This is a genomic window from Streptomyces sp. NPDC058001 (assembly GCF_042886315.1).
Taxonomy (GTDB): domain Bacteria; phylum Actinomycetota; class Actinomycetes; order Streptomycetales; family Streptomycetaceae; genus Streptomyces.
The window spans coordinates 343,519-362,943 of sequence record NZ_JBHVQT010000003.1 but is presented as its reverse complement, the minus strand read 5'-3'; the positions used below and the strand labels follow the sequence as shown (position 1 = coordinate 362,943).

The following is a 19,425-nucleotide window of genomic DNA, read 5'->3' as shown; positions in this document are numbered from 1 at the left end:
CGGCTCGGGCCCGGCCCTCTTCGTACGGTGTCAGCGGGCCACGTAGCCGCCGTCGACGGGGAGGGCCGTTCCGGTGACGAAGGACGACTCGTCGCTCGCGAAGAACAGTACGGCGGCTGCCAGTTCGCGCGGCAGGCCGAACCGCTTCATCGGCATCGGCAGCCTGTCGCCGGAGCCCGCAGGGGGCTCGGAGTCGATGTCCTGGGAACCCGCCAGGCCCGTCCAGGTCATCCCGGGGCAGATGGCGTTGACCCGGATCCCTGCCGTGGCGTAGTCGAGCGCCGCCGACTTGGTGAGCTGCACGACACCGCCCTTGGCCGCCGAGTACGCGGCCAGGCCCTTCCAGCCGACGAGACCGGCCGCCGACGCGGTGTTGATGACCGAGCCGCCGCCGGTCCGGAGCATCGCGGGGATGGCGTACTTGAGGCCGAGGAAGACTCCCTTGAGGTTCACCGCGACGAGCCGGTCGAAGGACTCCTCGCTGGTGTCGACCAGTGACTGGTGGGGACCGCCGAAGCCCGCGTTGCTGAAGAGCACGTCGAGTCGGCCGAACTCCCGTACAGCCGTGTCGATCATGTGGGACACGTCCTCGGCACTGGAGACGTCGGCATGGACAGGGACGGCGGCGGCGCCGATCGACGCCGCCGCCTCCTTCTCCTTGCCGCTCAGGTCCGCGCAGACGACCTGGGCGCCCTCCTCGGCGAAGAGCCGGGCGGTCGCGCGTCCTATGCCCGAGCCGGCGCCGGTGACCACCGCGACCTTGCCCGCGAGCCGTGGCGCACGGCCGGACGCGTCCAGGGACTCACTCATCGAACTCATCGGGGTACCACTCCCTCACTCATCGAGATGCTCCAGCAGGGCCGCCGGGACGTGGTTGGCCCACCCCGACCCCGGCCAGTTGAACCAGCCCGACGACGCGAACGTGCCGCCGTCCGGATGCAGCGTCGTCCCGGTGACGTACGCGGACAGGCGCGACGCGAGGAAGACCACGCACCCGGACACGTCCTCGACCTCGCCGACCCGACCCATGGGGATCGCGGCGCCCACCCCTCGTGGGTCCGACAGTGCTCCGTCGTCCTGGGCGAACTTCGCGATGTTGGGTGTCGGGGTGCAATCGGGGGCGATGTTGTTGACCCGGATGCCGTCCGGGGCGACCTCGACGGCGAGCGTGCGGGCGAAGTGCTCGACGGCCGCCTTGGCCGCCGCGTAGACGGCGAAGCCGGGCGCCGCCCGATGTGCCTCGACCGTCGTGAGGTTGACGATGCTGCCGCCGCGTCCGCCCGCCCGCATCCTGGGCACGGCGAGGGAGCAGGCGTGCAGCACATGGAGCAGGTTGGCGCGCAAGAGGGCGTCCCAGCCCTTGGGAGAGGTGTCGGTGAACGGGGCCCGGAAGGTGCCGCCGACGACATTGACCAGGGTGTCGAGGCGGCCCCACCGCTCGTCGGCGGCCTCGAACAGGGCGGCCAGGGCGGCGGGTTCACGGGCGTCACCGTGGTGCACGATCGCGTCGCAGCCGCGTGCGGCGAGAGTACGGCGCATGTCCCGCACCGCCGCGTGGTCGATGTCGATGAGGGCGGGCCGTACACCGTTGGCCGCCAGGTCCAGCGTCGCCGCCGCACCGAGCCCGCCGGCCCCGCCCGTGACCACCGCCACCGTGCCCGCCAGGCCCGCGCGTTCCTCGAACCAGCCCATGCCGATTCCTCCTACGCTTCCGCGCCGGTGAGCGAGGCCCGGTGCAGCACGTTCATGGCGAGGCGCATATGGGCGGCGTCGACCAGTCTGCCGTCGCGGCCGATCGCGCCCACGCCGTCGGACTCGGCGGCGCGGTAGACCCGTATCGCCTCATAAGCCTCGGCGACCTCCTGGACGGTGGGCGCGAACACCTCGTTGGCGAGGGCCACCTGCGCGGGATGGATGGCCCACTTACCGTCGAAGCCCATGAGGCTCGCGTGCCCGGCGGCGGTCCGGTATCCCTCGGTGTCCCGGTAGTCGGGGAAGGGCGCGTCGATCGCGTCGACACCGGCGGCACGGGCCGCGGCCAGTACCTGGGAGCGCGCGTAGTGCCAGAAGTCGCCCGGGTAGGCGCCCACGGGGTCGAAATTGCCGTCCACCCGTGCGCGCAGCGACGCCGAGAGGTCGCCCGCGCCGAAGATCACCGCTTCGACGCGCGGGCTCGACCGGGCGATCTCGGTGGCGTTGGCGAGACCTTCGGCCTCCTCGATGAGGACCTCCAGGCCGATGGGGCGGGTCAGTCCGAGTCCCGCTTCGAGCTGGGTGAGCAGGACGTCGACCCACCAGACGTCGCGCGCCGAGCGGGCCTTGGGCAGGATGAGCACGTCCAGCGCGTCGCGGGCGCCGGTGACGACGTCGATGATGTCGCCGTGGCACCAGGGGGTGTCGAGGCCGTTCACGCGCACGGAACGGACCGTGCGTCCCCAGTCCAGCTCCCTCAGCGCGGTCACGGCGATCCCTCGCGCCGCCTCCTTGGCCGACGGCGCGCAGGCGTCCTCCAGGTCGAGGAAGACGAGATCGGCTCCGGACTTGGCCGCCTTCTCGCACATCCGCTCACTGCTGGCGGGGGTGGCAAGCTCCGAGCGGCGGGCACGGGGTGTGGGCATGTGGTCCTCCTCGGGGTTCTCGCGGTGGCCGGGTGGGGGCATACGCGGGCCGGATGCCGGCGGTGGGTTCACGCGCGGGCCGCGACGTCCCGGCGGACCAGGTGTTTCTGGATCTTGCCGCTCGCGGTGCGTGGGAAGTCCTCGACCTCGTGCAGTTGTTCCGGCCACTTCTGCCGGGCCAGGCCGGTCCGTTCGAGGTGGGCCCGCATGATGTCGAGCGTCGGCATACGGCTTCCGGCCCTGACCCGTACGACGGCCGCTGCCCGCTCTCCGAGGCGTGCGTCGGGGACGGCGACCACCGCGGCCTCCGCGACCCCGTCCATCGCGAGCAGGGCCTCCTCGACCTCCGGTGCGCTGATGTTCTCGCCGCCGCGGATGATGAAGTCGGCCTTGCGTCCGGTGATGGTGAGGTAGCCGTCCTCGTCGAGTACGCCGATGTCGCCGGTGCGGTACCAGCCGTCCCCGTCGAACGCCTGCTCCGTCAGGGCCGCGTCGGTGTAGCCGAGGCAGAGGTCGGGCCCCCGGCTGAGGATCTCGCCGTCCTCGGCGAGCCGTATCTCCACGCCGGGCAGGGCCTTGCCGTCGGTCCGCGTCCGCAGGTGCTCGGCCGCGGTGTGCGGGGACGCGGTGACCGAGGGGTGCTCGGTGCTGCCGTACGAGCGGAACGCCTTGATCCCGAGGTCCGCGAGGCGGTCCACGACCACGGAGGGGATGGTGCCGCCGCCCAGGCCCGCGTACCGCATGTACCGGAGGTGGTCGGGCGTGAAGGCCGGGTGGTCGAGGAGGCTCGTGACGAAGTAGGCGGTGCCGCCACCGGTGACGAGCCCGTCGCTCAGCATCAGTTCCAGCGCCTTGGCGGGGTCCCAGACGTCCAGCAGGTTCACCGGATTTCCGGCGAGTACGGGGACGAGGAACGCGTTCACCATGCCGATGAAGTGCCCCACGGGCGCCGCGGTCAGCAACCGGCCCCACTCGGGCGGATAGCGCTCGGCGAGCTGCCGGGTCTCGAACGCGAGGGTCCGGTGGCTGTGCAGGACACCCTTGGGGTCGCGTGTGGTGCCGGAGGTGAAGGCGATGAGGACCTCGCGCGCCGGGTCGACGGGCGCGGTGCCGGACAGCGGTTCATCGGCGAGCAGCGCGTCGAAGTCCCGGCCCACGACACCCACCACGGGGACGCCCGCGTAGAGGTCCGGCTGGTGCTCCATCCGGCCGAAGCGCTCGGCGGTGACGAACACCTTGGGCTCAACTGCCCGCAGAATGTAGCCCAGTTCCTTGCGGCCGTAGAAGTGCACCACGGGCACCACCACCGCGCCGAGGAAGGCCGACGCCCAGAAGACGGCCGCGGCCTCCATCCAGTTCGGGAGCTGGAAGGCGATACGGTCCCCGGGGCCGACACCTCGCGCGCGCAGCCCGGCCGCCAGCCGGCGCGCGACACGTTCGACGTCCCGGAATGTCCCGTCGTACGGGCGCACCTCTGAGTGCACGCGGAAGGGGCTGTCCGGCGCGGCGTCGAGCCCGGCCGCCAGTAACTGCCCTACGCCCTGTGGCGTCCACCAGCCGGCGGCTTCGTAACGCTGGACCAGTTCCGGGGGGATCTTTCGCACAGGAAATCTCCAGTCTGACGGGAAGCACCAAGGACATGGCGGCGGTGACGTGGCGGCGGGTCCGCCGTCCGGCGTCGGCCAGGGACGATCGGCACTCGTCGTCGCTCAGGAGCCCTTCGCGAGGAGGCCCGCGAGGGTGGCGCGGAACTCGTCGGTCTGGAAGGACTGGTACTCGGCCGTGGTGGCGAAGTCGAGGGTGGCGAGGACGGCGCGTTCGAGGTGGAGGTTGAGGAGGCGTTTAGTGGACTCGACGGCCTGCCGGGGCAGTTCGGCGATCCGCCGGGCGCAGCCGAGGGCGTCGGCGAGGGGGTCGCTGGTGACATGGTTGGCGAGGCCCATCGCGACGGCCTTCTCGGCGGGGATACGGGCGCCCGTGAGCGCGTACTCCTTCGCGAACATCAGGCTGGTGTGCAGGGGCCAGGTGAGCGGTCCGCCGTCCGCGGCGACGAGTCCGATCTGTACGTGCGGGTCGGCGAGGTACGCGTGCTCGTCGATGTACGCGATGTCGCTGAGCGCGATGAGGCTGCATCCGAGGCCCACCGCGGGACCGTTGACGGCGGCGATCACCGGCACCCGGCAGCGTGCCATGCCGAGGACCAGGTCGCGGCCGTGGGCGATGGTGCGGGCGCGCAGCTCGTCGTCGCGGCTCAGTTGGTCCAGGTAGGTGAAGTCGCCGCCCGCGGAGAACGCCCGGCCGCTGCCGGTGAGCACGGCGGCCCGCGCCTCGTGGTCGTCGTTCAACTGGGGCCACAGGCGGGCGAGTCCGGTGTGGAGTCCGTCGTTGACGGCGTTGAGGGCGTCGGGGCGGTTGAGGGTGATGACGCGCAGGGGTCCGTCGGCGCTGACGTCGATCTCGGCGGGCAGGTCGTAGAGGCGGCTCGTGTCTGCCATGGCGTCAGGCTCCCAATCCCAGGATCCGCGAGGCGATGATGTTCTTCTGGATCTGCGAGGTGCCGCCCATCACGCTCTGGGAACGGCTGTAGAGGTAGTCGGAGAACAGCTCCGCGTCGCGGGTGGTCCCGACGGCGAGTGCCGCGTGGCCGACGTCCTGCTCGACCCAGGTCATCAGGAGTTTGTCCAGGGAGCCTTCGGGCCCGTGGCGTACCCCGTCGAGCCGCTCGGACAGGCGTCTGCGCAGATGCAGCCGCAGCATCTCGGTCTGCACCGCGGCCCAGGCCAGCTCGGCGGGGAGTGAGGTGCCCTCGGTACGGGCGGTGAGGTCGCGGACGAGCTTGCCGTAGCGGGCCGAGAAGCCGAGTTCGGCGGGTTCGCGTTCGTGGCCGACGACGGTCATGGCCAGCGCCCAGCCCTCACCGGGCGCGCCGACCATGCGGTCCGCGGGGACCCGGGCGCCGTCGAGGACGACCTGCCCGAACTCACTGGTCACGCCGTTCATCATGCGCAACGGGCGCTGTTCGACGCCGGGTTGACCCATGGACACGACGAACGCGGAGATGCCTTTGTGGCGCGGTGCGTCGGGGTCGGTGCGGGCGAGGAGGAGGCACCAGTCGGCGACATCGGAGTAACTGGTCCAGATCTTGTGGCCGTTCAGGACGTAGCTGTCGCCGTCCCGGGTCGCCGATGTCGTCAGGGACGCGAGGTCGGATCCGGCGCCGGGTTCGCTGAACCCCTGGCACCAGCGTTCGGTGCCGTCCACGAGTCCGGGCAGGAAGCGCTGCCGCAACTCCTCGCTGCCGTGTCGGCCGAGCCCCTGGACGAGATAGCCGAGACTGGGACGCGGGCGGGCGCCCGCGAGGGCGAGTTCCTCGTCAAGGATGACGTCGTAGACGGGCGGCAGCGCGTGCCCGCCGTACGCGCGCGGCCAGGACAGGCCGAAGAATCCGGCCGTGTGCAGGGCGCGGTGCCAGTCACCCTGGCGGGCCCAGTAGTCGTCGCCCGCGGCCGACGAGGTGGGGAACCTCCCCGCGTTCTCGGCGAGCCAGGCGCGCAGTCGCTCGCGGAACGCGGCTTCTTCCGGTGCGTCACGAAAGTCCACGGTCGATCTCCTCCAGCCGTACGGGGAACAGTTCGGTGGACGTCAGGGCGCGGCGCAGACAGACATGGGCCAGGCACTCCCAGGTGTTGCCGATGCCGCCGTGCACCTGGATCGCGGTCTCGCACACCGTGCGGGCGGCGCGCGCGCAGTACACCTTGGCGACGCGGGCGGCGCGCAGCGCCTCGGCGGGCTCCGTCTCGTCCACGGCCCACGCGGCGTAGCGCAGGACGCTGGTCGACCCCTCGATCAGGGCGAGACCCTCGGCGAGCGGGTGCGACACGGCCTGGAAGGAGCCGATCGTCCGCCCGTACTGCTCGCGGAGCTTCGCGTAGTCGCAGGCGAGCGTGTGCGCGGCGCGGCCGGCGCCGAGGAGGTCCGCGCAGGTGGCGACGGTGGCGAGGGCCCGCCAGCGGCCGGACTCGTCCTCCGTCAGCTCCGGCAGGGGCGCCGGGTCGCCCACGAGTTCCGTGCGGGCGCGGGTGAGGTCGGCGGTGAGGACCGGGTCGCCGGTGGTTGCCGCGTAGGGGATTCGGCCGCGCAGTTCGACGGCGCGGCGCATGGCGCGGGCGTCAACCGCCTCATCGTCCACGGCGAGGGTCCAGGTGTCGCGCTCCTCGGTGCCGGGGGCGAGCAGGTCGTCGGCGAGTACCGGACCGAGGTAGGGCACGTCGATCAGGCCGCGTCCGAACTCCTCGGCGACGAGGGCGACTTCGACGCCCGACGCGCCGTCCGAGCGCAGGGTCCGCCAGCCCGTCGCGGCGACGGCACGCTCCAGCCGTGCGACACGGTCGGAGTCATGCAGATCGTGGACCGAGCGGGGCCCCAGGTCGTCGGCGAGCTTGGCGGCGGCGTCCCGCAGTTGCCGTTGCTCACTCGTCAGTCGTGCGTCCATGACGCTCCTTCAGGACTCGGCGCAGCGCCTTCCCGGAGGGGAGGCGGGGTATCTCGTCCACGAACACCACGTGGCGCGGCCTTTTGTACGTGGCCAGGCGCTCGCCGACGTACGCGACGAGGTCGGCCCCGACGGCTGCGGGGGGCTTCTCGGCCGGGGTACGGGGTGCGACGGCGGCGATCACGGCCTCGCCGTCGGCTGCGTCGGGCACTCCGTAGACGGCGCAGTCGGCGACGGCCGGGTGTCCGAGCAGTACTGCCTCCACCTCGGCGGGGGCGACCTGGAAGCCCTTGACCTTGATCATCTCCTTGGAGCGGTCGGTGAGGAACAGCCAGCCGTCCGCGTCGAGGTGTCCGACGTCTCCGGTGCGGTACCAGCCGTCCCGGAACGCGTCGTGGGTGGCGTCGGCGGGCAGGTAACCGGCCATCAGCGAGAGGGACTTGAGTTCGATCTCACCGGTCTCGCCGGGTCCGAGCGTCGCGCCCGTCTCCAGGTCGACGACGCGTGCGCGCACTCCGGGCACCAGGCGACCCACGCTGTCGAGGCGGGCGCCGTCAAGGGGGTTGCAGGCGATGACGGGCAGTTCGCTGGCCCCGTAGGCGGGGACCCAGCCGACGCCGGTGCGCCGGGTGACCTCCTCGGCGACGCTCGGCGTGACCGGCGTGGCGCCCCACATGATGTAGCGCAGCGAGGACAGGTCGTACGACTCCAGCCCCGGGTGCGATGCCATCGCGAGGGCGATCGGCGCGACGGCCATCTCGATGGTGACGCGGTCCTTCTCGATGCGCTCAAGGAACCGGTCCAGGTCGAAGCGGCGGTGCAGCCGCACCCGGGCGCCGGCCCGCAGCGCCGTCTCGATGTTGAGCAGGCCCAGGATGTGCGAGGGCGGCGTGGTGACCTGGATGCGGTCGCGGTCGGTCAGCCCGAGCGCGTGCCGCCAGTGGTCGACGGCGACGGCGAACGAGGCGTGTGTGTGGCGTACGGCCTTGGGCAGGCCGGTGGTGCCGGAGCTGAAGACCAGGACCGCGTCGGCGGCCGGGTCGGGGGCGGGGAAGGCGCGGTCCGCCGGGGACACGGGCTCGTCCAGGTGCAGCATCGGCATCAGGTCCGCGAGCACCCGCTGGTCGCCGAGGGCGTCGGCGGGGCGGGTGACGGCGAGGACATGCTCGACCTCGCCGTGTTTCCACGCGGGGCTGATGAGGACGACGGCCGCGCCGACCTTCCAGACGGCGCGCACGGCCACCACGAACTCCGGCCGGTTCGAGGACATGAGCGCGACGCGTTCGCCCGCCCGCACACCGCGGCGGGCGAGCGTCGCGGCGAGGCCGGTCGACAGGGTGTCGAGCCGCGCCGGGCTGTATTCCTCGTCCTCGAAGACGAGGGCGATGTCGGTATCGGTCGCCGTGCCCGTGCCCTTATCGGTACCGGTGCCGATGCCGGTTCCTGCGTCGGTGTCGATGCCGGTGCCTGTGTCGTCGGATTCCCCGGAGTCGCACGAGTACATGTGAGAGGGTCCCATCTCGACGGCGAGAACAGTATTCTCTAGTAGCTAGAACTTTCATACCAGAAGGAGGCCGCCTGTGCCGACCCCCTCGCTGTTCCGTCGTGCGACCGTCACGCGGATCGTCCGGGAGAACGCCGACACCCGCACCTTCGTGCTCGCCCCGCACGGCGGGGGTTTCTCCTATCGCGCCGGCCAGTTCTGCACGTTCCGGGTCGAGGTGGACGGCCGGGTCCTGCTGCGGTCCTACTCCATGTCGAGCGCCCCTGAGACGGACGGCGAGCTGATGACGACCGTGAAGCGGGTCCCGGACGGCAAGGTCTCGAACTGGCTCAACGACCATGTGAGCGAGGGGGACGAACTCGACCTCACCGAACCGCGAGGCACGTTCTGCCTGCGCGAGACCGAGATTCCGCTCCTTGGGTTCAGCGGCGGCAGCGGTATCACTCCGGTGCTGTCCCTTGCCAAGAGCGCCCTGGCGGGCACCGGGCGCCGGGTCCGGCTGCTGTGCGCCGACCGCACCAGGGACATGGTGCTCTTCGACTCGGTACTCAGCGGGCTGATCGAGCGCTACCCCGGCCGACTGACCGTCGTTCGCCATCTCGACGCCGAGAAGGGCCTGTTGGACCCGGCCGGCATCAAGGAGTTCGTCGGCGCGGACGGCGAGGCGGACGCGTATGTGTGCGGGCCCGAGCCCTTCATGGCGTTGGTGGAGTCAGCGCTGCCGGGGGGCGGGCAGGTCTTCAGTGAGCGGTTCGGCGGCGCGGCACCACGCCGACCCGCAGCCGAATCCGTACCGGCACCCACTTCCGCCCCCGCCGCCGAGCCGGGCGGCACCATCACGATCCGGCTCGGCACCCAGCGGGTCGCGGTCCCCCGTCACCCGGACGAGACCCTGCTCCAGACCGCCCGCCGGGCCGGGCTCGCCCCGCCGTTCTCCTGCGAGGCGGGCAACTGCGCCACCTGCATGGCCAGGGTGACGGAGGGCTCCGTCACGATGCGCGCCAATGACGTGCTGACCGAGGACGAGGTGGCGGAGGGCTACGTCCTCACCTGCCAGGGGGTGCCGAAGACCCCGTCGGTGACGGTCGAGTACGAGTGATCCACGGCGCCGAGCCGGCGCGCTCAGTACGAGCGCGGCAGGCCCATCACGTGCTGGGAGACATAGTTGAGGACCATCTCCTGGCTCACGGGGGCCAGCCGCAGCAGCCGGGACTCACGGAAGTAGCGCTCCACGTGGTACTCGCGGGCGTACCCCATGCCGCCGAGCGTCTGCACCGCCCGGTCGGCGGCCTGGAACCCGGCGTCCGCGCAGAGGTACTTGGCCATGTTCGCCTCCCGGCCGCAGTCCAGTCCGCGGTCGTAGCGCCATGCGGCGTTACGGGCCATCAGACGGGCCGCGTCCAGCCGTGTCAGCGCTTCGGCGAGCGGGAAGGCGATGCCCTGGTTCTGGCCGATGGGGCGGTCGAAGACGACGCGTTCGCCGGCGTAGCGGGTCGCCACGTCGAGCGCCGCCCGTCCCAGGCCGAGGGCCTCGTGGGCGAGCAGGATGCGTTCGGGGTTGAGGCCGTCGAGCAGATAGCGGAAGCCCTGGCCCTCCTCGCCGATCCGAGCGCTCACCGGGATTTTGAGTCCGTCGATGACGATCTCGTTCGACGCCACCGCGTTGCGGCCCATCTTGGGGATCGGCCGGATGTCCATCGCGGAGCGGTCCACGTCGGCGAGGAACACGGACAGGCCGTGGGTCGGCTTGGCGACCTCCTCGCGCGGCGTGGTGCGGGCGAGGAGAACCATCTTCTGCGAGTCGCCCGCCTTGGTGATCCACACCTTGCGGCCGTGCACGACATAGTGATCGCCGTCCCGGCGCGCGAACGTGGAGATACGGGTGGTGTCCGTGCCCGCGTCCGGTTCGGTCACACCGAAGCAGACGTGCAGTTCGCCGGTGGCCGCCCGGGGCAGAATCTCGCGCCGCAGGTGCTCGCTGCCGTGCTTGGCGAGGACGTTGAGCCCGAAGATGGTGAGGTGCATGGTGGAGCAGCCGTTCATTCCGGCGCCCGACGCCGCCACCTCTTCGAGCAGCAGCGATGCCTCCAGAACGCCGAGACCACCGCCCCCGTACTCCTCGGGGACGGCGATGCCCAGCCAGCCCGCCTTCGCGAAGGCGTCGTAGAACTCCCAGGGGAACTCTGCGTGTTGGTCCCGCTCGGCCCAGTAGTCCGGGTCGAAGGAACGCGCCAGGTCGCGGACGCCCGCCCTGATGTCCCGTTGCTGCTCGGTCAGTTCGAAGTCCACGGTCGGTCTTCCTCCTCGATTTCTCAGGTCACCGGGCCGACCGCCGCACACAGGAAGCGGCCGGCCCGCGCACCCCCGTCATGCGGTCCGCTCGCCCGGATGGCACAGCACGAGTACCGCGCGGGCGACGAGTTCCCCGCCGCCGCCAAGCCGTTCGCGGTACCGGCTCGTGATGTCCCGTACCGCGCCGGTGAAGGCGGGATCGGTGGCGCGCGGGCCGGGCGGCACTGGCAGCTCCCCCGCAAGCTCCTCCGCCAGCTCCTGACGTCGCATCAGCAGGGCGATGATGTCCTCGTCGAGCCGCTCCAGTCGCTCACACCGCTCACCCCGGCCGGTCCGCTGCTCGAACCTGTCGACCGCGTTCGTCGTCACGGGAATCTCCGTTCTCCAAGTGCCCGGCCCCACAAGGCTTGTCGGCCGGGGGTCTTCAGGTGTCCAGGAAGATGTCGGTCTCCAGGTCGGTGTCGGTCTCCGCCCCGGCGTACCGGTACCGGTCGAGGTCCGCCGCGCTCATCCCCTCCGCCGCCAGCACTTCGTCGTCGATGAAGAAGTTCCCGGTGCACGAGCGGGCGTCGCGGGTCAGGACCGCGTACGCGGCGTCGGCCATGATCTGTGGTGTGCGGGCCCTGGCCAGGGCCGTGTCACCACCGAACAGGACGCGCACGGCGGCCGTCGCGACGACGGTGTGCGGCCACAGCGAGTTGACCGCGATGCCCTCGTCCCTCAGCTCATCGGCCAGGCCCAGGGTGACCAGACTCATCCCGTACTTGGAGATGGTGTAGCCGAGGTGCCGTCCCGCCCAGGCGGGGCGCAGGTTCAGCGGCGGGGAGAGCGTGAGGATGTGCGGGTTCTCGGCGGCGCGCAGCGAGGGCAGACATGTCTTGGACAGCAGGAAGGTGCCCCGCGCGTTGACGGACTGGAGCAGGTCGTACTTCTTCATCGGCAGTGCGTCGGTCTTCGAAAGGTCGATCGCCGAGGCGTTGTTGACGACGATGTCGATGCCGCCGAAGGTCCGTACGGTCGCCTCCACCGCCGCTGCCACGTCCTCGTCGTCGCGTACGTCACCGACGATCGGCAGCGCGGTGCCTCCGGCCTTCTCTATCTCTTCGGCCGCCGTGTACACGGTGCCTTCGAGCCGGGGGTGCGGCTGGGCCGTCTTGGCGAGCAGCGCCACGTTCGCCCCGTCGGCGGCGGCCCTGAGCGCGATGGCCAGGCCGATCCCGCGGCTGCCGCCGGACAGGAGCAGCGTCTTGCCGGACAGCTTGGCCCCTGGGTTCCCGCTCACCGGAGCTTGTCCTTCATGATCTTTCCGGTGCCGTTCATCGGTAGCTCCGCGAGGAACTCCACGGATCTGGGCACCTTGTACCCGGCCATCCGGCCCCGGCTCCACTCGATCAACTGGTCTGCCGATACTGCTGACTTGGGGACCACGAACGCCTTTCCCACCTGTCCGAGCCGCTGGTCCGGCACGCCGATCACCGCGGCCTGGGCGACCGCCGGATGTTCGAGCAGGAAACTCTCGATCTCGGCCGGGTAGGCGTTGAAGCCGCCGACGATGAACATGTCCTTCTTGCGCCCGACGATCCGCAAGTGGCCCCGTTCACCGAGGGTGCCGAGGTCCCCGGTGCGCAGCCAGCCGTCGGGGTCGATCGCCTCGGCGGTCGCGGCCGGGTCGTCCAGGTAGCCCTTCATGACGCTGTAGCCGCGCAGCAGTACCTCACCGTCGTCGGCGATGCGCACCTCTACGCCGTCGCACGGTGTGCCGACCGTCGTCGCGATGTCCTCGAAGGAGTCGCCGGGGCGTGACGCGGTGGCGGTGCCCGCCTCCGTCAGGCCGTATCCCGTCATGATCGACCGGAAGGGCAGTTCGGTGCTGATCCGGCGGACGAGGTCGACAGGGATGTCGGCCGCTCCGGTCACGGCGGCCCGCAGCGACGACAAGTCGCGTTCCCCGCCCACCGCTTCGAGCAGCGAGTGATAGAGGGTCGGCGGGCCCGGCAGCATGGTGACCTGCTCGCGCTCAACCAGTTCCAGGACACGGTCCACGTCGAAGACCGGTACCGGGAGAATGGTGGCGCCCCTGATCAGCGAGGCGATGACGCCGGCCTTGTAGCCGAAGGTGTGGAAGAACGGGTTGACGATCAGATAGCGGTCGCCCTGGCGCAGATCGGCGAGGTCGCACCACTCCTCGTACAGCCGCAGGTTCTGCGCGTGGGTCATCATGACGCCCTTGGGGCGGCCGGTGGTGCCCGAGGTGAAGATGATGTCGCCGATGTCGTCGGGGTCCACATGACGCTCGTACGGCGCACCCGTCGTGAGGAAGTCCGACCTCAGGTCGATCAGCGGTACCCCGTCGGGGGCGGTGAACTCCCGTTCCATGAAGTCTTGTTGTACGAGGACGAGCTTGGCGGCGCTGCGGCGGACGACGTCCTCGGCCTCCTCCGTCCGGAAGCGGGTGTTGACGGGGACCAGTACTCCGCCGGCGGTGAGGATGCCAAAGGCCGCGACGATCCACTGCGCGGAGTTGGGCGCCCAGACCGCGACGCGGTCGCCCTTGCCGACGCCGTTCGACGCGAAGGCGCCCGCCGCCACCCTTACCCGGTCGGCGAGTTCGGCGAAGGTGAGGCGCAGTGGCCCGTCGACCACCGCTTCGGCGTCACCGAAGCGGTCGGCCGCGCTGAGCACCATACGGGGGACGGTCCCCCAGTCCGCCCAGCTCATGTGCCGATCAGCCGGGCCATGTTGCCGCCCATGATCTTCGCCTTGTCGGGCTCGCTGAGGTTCTTCAGTTCGTCGACGTACGTGATCGGGTCGGCGAGACCTTCCGGGTGCGGGTAGTCCGAGCCGAACAGCACCCGGTCGACGCCGATGAGGCCGGAGAGTTCGGCCATGTCCTCCTCCCAGAAGGGGCTGACATGGATGTTGCGCCGAAGGACCGTCACCGGGTCCTCCAGGAACTGGTGCGGCATCTTCTTGTGGAGGTCGGCGAGCGTCTTGAGCAGCGGCTGCACCCAGGAGGAGCCGTTCTCGATGACGGCGATCTTCAGCTCGGGGAAGCGGGACAGCGCGCCGTGGCAGATGAGGGCCGCCACCGAGTCCTCGATGGGGCGCCACTCACCGACCATCCGGAAAACATCGGGCGCGAAGGGCAGGAACTCCCGTTTGGAGCCCTCCCAGTCGTTGGCGTACCGGCTGTAGCCACTGTCGGAGGAGTGCAGTGCGACCAGGACCCCGGTCTCCACCACGCGCTTCCAGAACGGGTCGAACTCGGGCAGCCCGAAGGAGCGGGAGCCGCCGTACCCGGGTACGGGAGCCGGTCGGACCAGGATCGCCCGCGCACCGCGCTCCACACACCAGTTCAGCTCCTCGATCGCCTTGTCCACGATGGGCAGCGTGATCACGGGGGTGGTGAAGATGCGGTCCTTGTAGTCGAAGGACCAGGTCTCGTGCAGCCACTGGTTGAGCGCGTGGATGACCGCGTGGATCAGCTCCGGGTCGTCCCGCATCCGCTCTTCGATGAGGCTGGCGAGGGTCGGGAACATCAGGGTCCGCCCGATGCCCAGTTCGTCCATCAGCTCCAGGCGCGGGCCGGGTTCACGGAAGGCGGGCACGGCGCGCATCGGCTCGCCGAAGATCTGCCGGCGGTCCTTGCCGTCCGGGTTGCCGACCCGGAAGTACTCCTCCATCGCGCCGGGGCGGGCGACCACGTCGAAGGTCGGGTTGGGGATGTACTCGCTGATCTGGCCCCGGACGGCGATCTTGGTACGTCCGTCCACCTGTACGTACCTGATGGCGCCCGCGTACTCCTTGGGCAGGTACTTGGTCAGCGCCTCTTCGGTCTCGTAGAGGTGGTTGTCCGCGTCGAAGAGCGGATACGACAGCTCACGCGAGGGCATGAGATCCTCCTTAGCTCTTTCAGAGAATGCTATTCTCGCCCCGCGTTGGCCGCAATGCTCTCGCGCAGAACAAACTTCTTGACCTTGCCGCTCGCGGTGCGCGGGAAGTCGTCGACGCGGTGCAGTTCCTCCGGCCACTTCTGCCTGGCCAGGCCCGCCTTCTCGAAGTGGGCGCGCATCTCCTGGAGCGTGGGCATGGGCTGCCCGGGGCGCAGCCGGACGAGCGCGGCGGCGTGTTCTCCGAGGCGCGCGTCGGGGGCGGCCACCACCGCGGCCTCGGCGACGGCGGGCAGATCCAGGAGGGTCTCCTCGACCTCCAGAGCGCTGATGTTCTCGCCACCGCGGATGATGACATCGGACTTGCGGTCGGTGATGGTGAGGAAGCCGTCCTCGTCCAGGACGCCGATGTCGCCCGTGCGGTACCAGCCCTCGCCGTCGAACGCCTCCTCGGTCAGCGCGTCGTCCGTGTAACCGAGACACAGGTCGGGACCCCTGCTGAGGATCTCGCCGTCCTCGGCCAGCCGGATCTCCGCGCCGGGCAGCGCGTCGCCGTCCGTGTACGCCCGCTTCTCGACGGGTGCCCAGTGCCGGGACGAGGTGATCGACGGGTGCTCGGTGGAGCCGTAGGCGCGGAACACATGGACGCCGAGTTCGGTGAGCCGGGTGGTGACGGCGGCCGGGACCGCCGCGCCGCCCAGACCCGTGTGCCTCATGTGCCGCAGGTGCTCCGGGGTGAAGCGGGGGTGGTCCAGCAGGCTGGTGACGTAGTACGCGGCGCCGCCTCCGACATGCAGGCCGTGCCGCCGCATCAAGTTCAGCACTTCGTCCGGGTCCCACACATCGGTCAGATGGACGGGCGTCCCGCCGAGCACCGGGATCAGGAAGGCGTTCACCATGCCGATGAAGTGGCCGACCGGCGCCGCAGTGAGCTGTTTGCCGCGGTCGGGCGGATAGCTCTCCGCGAGCTGGCGGGTCTCGAAGCCGAGGGTCTGATGGCTGTGCACCACGCCCTTGGGGTCCCGGGTGGTTCCGGAGGTGAAGGCGATGAGCGCGGGCGCCGACGGGTCCACCTCGGCGGTGCCGGTCAGCGGTTCGGCGGCGAGCAACGCGTCGAAGTCCCGGCCCACCACGCCGACCACCGGGACGTCGGCGGACACCTCGGGCCTGAACTCCATCCGCCCGAAGCGCTCGGCCGTGACGAAGACCTTGGGACGCGCCGCGCGCAGGATGTACTCCAGTTCCTTGCGCCCGTAGAAGTGGACGACGGGCACGACGACCGCGCCGAGGAACGCCGACGCCCAGAAGACCGCGGCGGCCTCCATCCAGTTGGGCAGCTGGAACACGATCGTGTCGCCGCGCCCCACGCCCCGAGCGCGCAGCCCCGCGGCGAGCCGGCGGGCCACCGACTCGACATCGCGGAACGTACCCGACCACGGCCTCGCGGCCGAGTGGACCTGGAACTCTACGTCGGGGGCCGCGACCAGCCCCCTGGCCAGCAGGTCCCCGATGGTGTCCCGGGTCCACCAGCCCCGGGTTTCGTAGCGTTCGACCAGATCCGGAGGGATCTTTCGCATGGTGAGCGCTCCCCTGACTCGACGGCTCCAGGACTCCAGGGCTCGACAAGGCCCTGCCGCTGTCCACCGGGCGGTTCACCCGCCCCAGTGGCGGATATGCTATTTCCGCCTGGCGAGAATGCCAATATCCCCGACGGAGGATCCGTATGGTCGAGGTCGAGCTGGACTCCGGAGTCGCAGTGATCACCGTCAACCGCCCGCACGCCCGCAACGCCATCGGCCTGGACACGATGGCCGAGTTGGAGGAAGCCCTTGACGCCGTCGAGGGCGCCGACGCCCTGGTCATCACGGGGGCGGGTGACCGCGCGTTCGTCTCCGGCGGCGACCTCAAGGAGCTGGCCGCGCTGCGCACCCACGAGGAGGCGGCGGCGATGGCGTGGCGGATGCGGCGGGTCTGCGACCGGATCGCCGCGTTCCCGGCTCCGGTGGTGGCCGCCCTCAACGGGCATGCGCTGGGCGGCGGGGCCGAGGTGGCGGTGGCCGCCGACATCCGGGTGGCCGCCGAGGGCATCCGCCTGGGCTTCACCCAGGTGAACCTCGCCATCATGCCGGCGTGGGGCGGCGCCGAACGCCTCGCGGCCCTGGTGGGACGGGGCCGGGCGCTGCTGCTCGCGGGTGCGGGTCGCGTACTCGAAGCGGCCGAGGCCGAACGGATCGGCCTGGTGGACGAGGTCCTGCCACGCGCCTCGTTCGACGAGGGATGGCGCCTGCTCGCCAGATCACTGGCGAACCGTCCCGCACGCGAGATCAAACGCGTGATCGGCGGCACCTCGGCCGAGGAAGCGGTGAACGCCTTCGCGGGGCTGTGGGTGGCCGACGAGCACTGGCAGGCGGTGGACGCGGTGACGAACCGCAAGGCGTGAGAAGCCGGTCGGGGTGACTCCTCGCGCCGGGCTGGATGGGCTCGGCGCGAGAAGTCAGCGCGAGAAGTCAGCGCGAGAAGTCGGTCGCGCGCCGAAACGGCGCCGGCCCTCAAGACTGGCGAGGTCCGAGCCCCGAAGGCCCACGACGCCCAGCCCCACCGGTGACCCGACGGGGCTCGGTCCGGTGAGGCTGTCCGCGAGGGGCAAAGGGCCAGGCTGCCCTCCGCTAACGCCAGGTCACCGGCGCGGAGTTGGCGCTGCGAGGTCAGTCACGCCGGGGCGGTTGCCCGATGCCGTGGACGATGACGGCGTGGGACTCGGCCGCCGCCTCACGCAAGGGCTTCGCCTGTGCGTAGGAGTCCGACGCGTACCAGGCGCGGGCCGCGTCCGCCGACTCGAATTCGAGGACGACGGTCCGGTCTCCGTGCCACTCGCCCTCCAGGACGTCGGGCCGCGCGTCGACCGCCAGCACGCGGGCGCCGCTCTCGGTCATCGAGGGTGCGGCGGCCCTTCCGTACGCTTCCATGCCCGCCGGGTCCTTGATGGCCTCGGTGACGATGACGTATGCCTTGGGCATCGGTCGGTCTCCTTCAGGTCGTCCGGGTCGTCCGGGTCGTCCGGGTGATCAGCTCGCCGCGACGGTGATGGCGCGCTCGGGGCAGGAAGCGACCGCCGTGCGCACCGCCTCCTCGTACGCGGCCGGCACCTCGGCGCTCGTCGCCTCCGCGTAGCCGTCGTCGGTCAGGGTGAAGACCTCGGGGCACGCCAGGCAGCAGATGCCGTGTCCCCGGCAGCGGTCGTCGTCAACGCTGACCCTCATCGGCCGGCCGCCTCCTTGTCGAGCGTGAACTCCAGGTGCAGGCGGGTCAGTCCACGCAGGATGAAGGTCGGGACGTAGCGGAAACGGCGGGCGTCCTCGGGGCCGTGCTTGTCCTCGGCGAGGCGGATGTCGGTGGTGCGATCGAGGAGCCGCTCGATGGCCACGCGGGCCTCCGCACGGGCGAGTGGTGCTCCCGGGCAGGTGTGGGCGCCGCGCCCGAAGGCCAGATGGCGCCGGACGTTGGCACGGTCCATGTCGAAGTCGCCCGGGTCGTCGAACTGACGCGGATCGCGGTTCGCGGCACTGTTGAGGACCATCAGCGTCGTGCCCGCCGGCAGGTCGGCGCCGCCCACCGTGCTCGGCACCCGGGAGAGCCGGAAGTCTCCCTTGACGGGGCTCTCGATCCGCAGCACCTCCTCCACGAAGGCGGGAATGCGCTCGGGTTCGGCACGCAACCGGCGCTGGACGTCGGGGCGTTCGGCGATCACCTTGAGTGCGGAGCCGAGGAGCCGGACCGTGGTCTCCTGACCGGCGGCGAAGAGGTTGGCCGCCACGCGGACCGTGTCGGCGACCTCGGGCACCCGCCCGTCCGGGAAGGTGGCGGTGGCCAGGCCGGTGAGGACGTCCTCGCGAGGTGAGCGGCGACGGTCCTCGATGTATCGCGTGACCCTGCCGTACAGATACTCCAGGGGAGTGTGCGCCAGACTGCCCTCCCCGGTGCTTCCGATGCCCGCACCGCTGGGCGGCCCGTGCCGAAGGGCCTCGGCGATCTCCGCACGGTCCTCCTCCGGAATACCGAGCAGATCGGTGATGACGAGCAGCGTGAAGGGGCCCGCGAAGCCGTCGATGAACTCACCGTCACCCTCGGTGAGGAACGCGTCGACAAGGCCGTCCGCCAGGCGCCCCATGGACGCCTCGTTCTCCTTGAGCCGCTTCGGGGTGATCAGACGCATCAGCAGCGCCCGGTGGTCGGTGTGTGTGGGCGGATCCATCGTGGGCAGTTGGTCGCTCATGGGGAGTTCGTCGCGGTGCGCCTCGATCAGGTCGCTCACGTCGTCGCCCTCCAGCGGGACGGGGAACCCGGGGAAGGGGCCCGTCACCGAGACACACGAGGAGTACGTGTCGGTGTCGTTGTAGATCTGCACCGCCTCCTCGTACCCCGTCACCATCACCACGTCGTGGTGGTTCTCACGCTGTACGGGGCACCGCGCGCGCAGTGCGTCGAAGTACGGGTAGGGGTCCGTGACGAGTTCCTCGTCCCGGAAGAAATCGACCGCCTCGTAGTCCTTCACCGTGGGCACGGCTCCCTTCGTCACCGGACCGGCGCCGGAAGCTCGGCCCCGTAGGCAACAGTCTGCACTTCGGAGAA

19 protein-coding genes are annotated in these 19,425 nt (G+C 70.7%); 2 read left to right on the top strand and 17 right to left on the bottom strand.

The annotated features are described in order from the left end of the window. Window positions 1-30: 30 nt before the first annotated feature. The 8 genes from ACFVT5_RS08260 to ACFVT5_RS08225 form a co-directional block, all read right to left on the bottom strand. Window positions 31-819 carry an SDR family NAD(P)-dependent oxidoreductase gene (locus tag ACFVT5_RS08260; protein ID WP_389882763.1) on the bottom strand — a complete coding sequence of 263 codons (789 nt, stop codon included), beginning with the start codon at window positions 817-819 and terminating at the stop codon, window positions 31-33. A gap of 15 nt (window positions 820-834) precedes the next feature. Continuing rightward, window positions 835-1,692 carry an SDR family NAD(P)-dependent oxidoreductase gene (locus tag ACFVT5_RS08255; RefSeq protein ID WP_389882761.1) on the bottom strand — a complete coding sequence of 286 codons (858 nt, stop codon included), beginning with the start codon at window positions 1,690-1,692 and terminating at the stop codon, window positions 835-837. An 11-nt stretch (window positions 1,693-1,703) separates the two neighbouring features. Continuing rightward, complete coding sequence (locus tag ACFVT5_RS08250; RefSeq protein WP_389882759.1) at window positions 1,704-2,618, bottom strand: HpcH/HpaI aldolase/citrate lyase family protein; 915 nt, start codon at window positions 2,616-2,618, stop codon at window positions 1,704-1,706. A 68-nt stretch (window positions 2,619-2,686) separates the two neighbouring features. Continuing rightward, window positions 2,687-4,222, bottom strand: coding sequence for an AMP-binding protein (locus tag ACFVT5_RS08245; protein ID WP_389882757.1), 1,536 nt, complete (start codon window positions 4,220-4,222; stop codon window positions 2,687-2,689). A 105-nt stretch (window positions 4,223-4,327) separates the two neighbouring features. Then, a complete protein-coding gene (locus ACFVT5_RS08240) occupies window positions 4,328-5,113 on the bottom strand; it encodes an enoyl-CoA hydratase/isomerase family protein (RefSeq protein WP_389882755.1) in 786 nt (261 codons plus the stop codon). Between the two features lie 4 nt (window positions 5,114-5,117). After that, window positions 5,118-6,218, bottom strand: a complete 1,101-nt coding sequence (locus ACFVT5_RS08235; protein ID WP_389882753.1) for an acyl-CoA dehydrogenase family protein — start codon at window positions 6,216-6,218, stop codon at window positions 5,118-5,120. Beyond that, on the bottom strand, window positions 6,205-7,110 hold the full coding sequence (locus ACFVT5_RS08230; protein WP_389882751.1) for an acyl-CoA dehydrogenase family protein: 906 nt from the start codon (window positions 7,108-7,110) through the stop codon (window positions 6,205-6,207). The genes ACFVT5_RS08235 and ACFVT5_RS08230 overlap by 14 nt, the downstream gene beginning before the upstream one ends. Next, window positions 7,088-8,614, bottom strand: coding sequence for a class I adenylate-forming enzyme family protein (locus ACFVT5_RS08225; RefSeq protein ID WP_389882749.1), 1,527 nt, complete (start codon window positions 8,612-8,614; stop codon window positions 7,088-7,090). The genes ACFVT5_RS08230 and ACFVT5_RS08225 overlap by 23 nt, the downstream gene beginning before the upstream one ends. 76 nt (window positions 8,615-8,690) lie before the next feature. Between ACFVT5_RS08225 and ACFVT5_RS08220 the strand changes: the two genes are divergently transcribed. Next, window positions 8,691-9,713 carry a 2Fe-2S iron-sulfur cluster-binding protein gene (locus ACFVT5_RS08220; RefSeq protein ID WP_389882748.1) on the top strand — a complete coding sequence of 341 codons (1,023 nt, stop codon included), beginning with the start codon at window positions 8,691-8,693 and terminating at the stop codon, window positions 9,711-9,713. A 23-nt stretch (window positions 9,714-9,736) separates the two neighbouring features. Here ACFVT5_RS08220 and ACFVT5_RS08215 read toward each other — a convergent pair whose 3' ends face one another. The 6 genes from ACFVT5_RS08215 to ACFVT5_RS08190 form a co-directional block, all read right to left on the bottom strand. Next, the gene (locus ACFVT5_RS08215) at window positions 9,737-10,903 is read right to left on the bottom strand and encodes an acyl-CoA dehydrogenase family protein (protein WP_389882746.1); all 1,167 of its coding nucleotides are present in this window, start codon (window positions 10,901-10,903) and stop codon (window positions 9,737-9,739) included. A gap of 78 nt (window positions 10,904-10,981) precedes the next feature. Then, a complete protein-coding gene (locus ACFVT5_RS08210) occupies window positions 10,982-11,275 on the bottom strand; it encodes a hypothetical protein (RefSeq protein WP_389882744.1) in 294 nt (97 codons plus the stop codon). A gap of 55 nt (window positions 11,276-11,330) precedes the next feature. Beyond that, window positions 11,331-12,188: an SDR family oxidoreductase gene (locus tag ACFVT5_RS08205; RefSeq protein WP_389882742.1), complete on the bottom strand. Its 858-nt coding sequence runs from the start codon at window positions 12,186-12,188 to the stop codon at window positions 11,331-11,333. Continuing rightward, on the bottom strand, window positions 12,185-13,591 hold the full coding sequence (locus ACFVT5_RS08200; RefSeq protein ID WP_389882740.1) for a FadD3 family acyl-CoA ligase: 1,407 nt from the start codon (window positions 13,589-13,591) through the stop codon (window positions 12,185-12,187). Before ACFVT5_RS08200 ends, ACFVT5_RS08205 begins: the two co-directional genes overlap by 4 nt. 29 nt (window positions 13,592-13,620) lie before the next feature. Continuing rightward, window positions 13,621-14,799, bottom strand: a complete 1,179-nt coding sequence (locus tag ACFVT5_RS08195; RefSeq protein ID WP_389882739.1) for an amidohydrolase family protein — start codon at window positions 14,797-14,799, stop codon at window positions 13,621-13,623. Window positions 14,800-14,828: 29 nt separating this feature from the next. After that, complete coding sequence (locus tag ACFVT5_RS08190) at window positions 14,829-16,373, bottom strand: AMP-binding protein (protein WP_389882737.1); 1,545 nt, start codon at window positions 16,371-16,373, stop codon at window positions 14,829-14,831. Between the two features lie 146 nt (window positions 16,374-16,519). On the opposite strand from ACFVT5_RS08190, the gene ACFVT5_RS08185 reads away from it, so the two are divergent. Beyond that, window positions 16,520-17,236 carry an enoyl-CoA hydratase/isomerase family protein gene (locus tag ACFVT5_RS08185; RefSeq protein WP_389882735.1) on the top strand — a complete coding sequence of 239 codons (717 nt, stop codon included), beginning with the start codon at window positions 16,520-16,522 and terminating at the stop codon, window positions 17,234-17,236. Window positions 17,237-17,501: 265 nt separating this feature from the next. Here ACFVT5_RS08185 and ACFVT5_RS08180 read toward each other — a convergent pair whose 3' ends face one another. Genes ACFVT5_RS08180 through ACFVT5_RS08170 form a run of 3 tightly spaced genes read right to left on the bottom strand, consistent with a single transcriptional unit; the run spans window position 17,502 to window position 19,357 of the window. Beyond that, window positions 17,502-17,813, bottom strand: a complete 312-nt coding sequence (locus tag ACFVT5_RS08180; RefSeq protein WP_389882733.1) for a DUF1330 domain-containing protein — start codon at window positions 17,811-17,813, stop codon at window positions 17,502-17,504. Window positions 17,814-17,861: 48 nt separating this feature from the next. Next, window positions 17,862-18,056, bottom strand: a complete 195-nt coding sequence (locus tag ACFVT5_RS08175) for a ferredoxin (RefSeq protein ID WP_389882731.1) — start codon at window positions 18,054-18,056, stop codon at window positions 17,862-17,864. Continuing rightward, entirely contained in the window at window positions 18,053-19,357 is a 1,305-nt protein-coding gene (locus tag ACFVT5_RS08170) for a cytochrome P450 (protein ID WP_389882729.1), read from the bottom strand. Before ACFVT5_RS08170 ends, ACFVT5_RS08175 begins: the two co-directional genes overlap by 4 nt. Window positions 19,358-19,425: the final 68 nt, after the last annotated feature.

Coding starts and splice junctions, on each gene's coding strand:
- ACFVT5_RS08185 (WP_389882735.1), top strand. CDS start 16,520: ATGGTCGAGGTCGAGCTGGACTCCGGAGTCGCAGTGATCACCGTCAAC.
- ACFVT5_RS08200 (WP_389882740.1), bottom strand. CDS start 13,591: ATGGTGCTCAGCGCGGCCGACCGCTTCGGTGACGCCGAAGCGGTGGTC.
- ACFVT5_RS08225 (WP_389882749.1), bottom strand. CDS start 8,614: ATGTACTCGTGCGACTCCGGGGAATCCGACGACACAGGCACCGGCATC.
- ACFVT5_RS08175 (WP_389882731.1), bottom strand. CDS start 18,056: ATGAGGGTCAGCGTTGACGACGACCGCTGCCGGGGACACGGCATCTGC.
- ACFVT5_RS08255 (WP_389882761.1), bottom strand. CDS start 1,692: ATGGGCTGGTTCGAGGAACGCGCGGGCCTGGCGGGCACGGTGGCGGTG.
- ACFVT5_RS08260 (WP_389882763.1), bottom strand. CDS start 819: ATGAGTTCGATGAGTGAGTCCCTGGACGCGTCCGGCCGTGCGCCACGG.
- ACFVT5_RS08195 (WP_389882739.1), bottom strand. CDS start 14,799: ATGCCCTCGCGTGAGCTGTCGTATCCGCTCTTCGACGCGGACAACCAC.
- ACFVT5_RS08180 (WP_389882733.1), bottom strand. CDS start 17,813: ATGCCCAAGGCATACGTCATCGTCACCGAGGCCATCAAGGACCCGGCG.
- ACFVT5_RS08240 (WP_389882755.1), bottom strand. CDS start 5,113: ATGGCAGACACGAGCCGCCTCTACGACCTGCCCGCCGAGATCGACGTC.
- ACFVT5_RS08250 (WP_389882759.1), bottom strand. CDS start 2,618: ATGCCCACACCCCGTGCCCGCCGCTCGGAGCTTGCCACCCCCGCCAGC.
- ACFVT5_RS08230 (WP_389882751.1), bottom strand. CDS start 7,110: ATGGACGCACGACTGACGAGTGAGCAACGGCAACTGCGGGACGCCGCC.
- ACFVT5_RS08190 (WP_389882737.1), bottom strand. CDS start 16,373: ATGCGAAAGATCCCTCCGGATCTGGTCGAACGCTACGAAACCCGGGGC.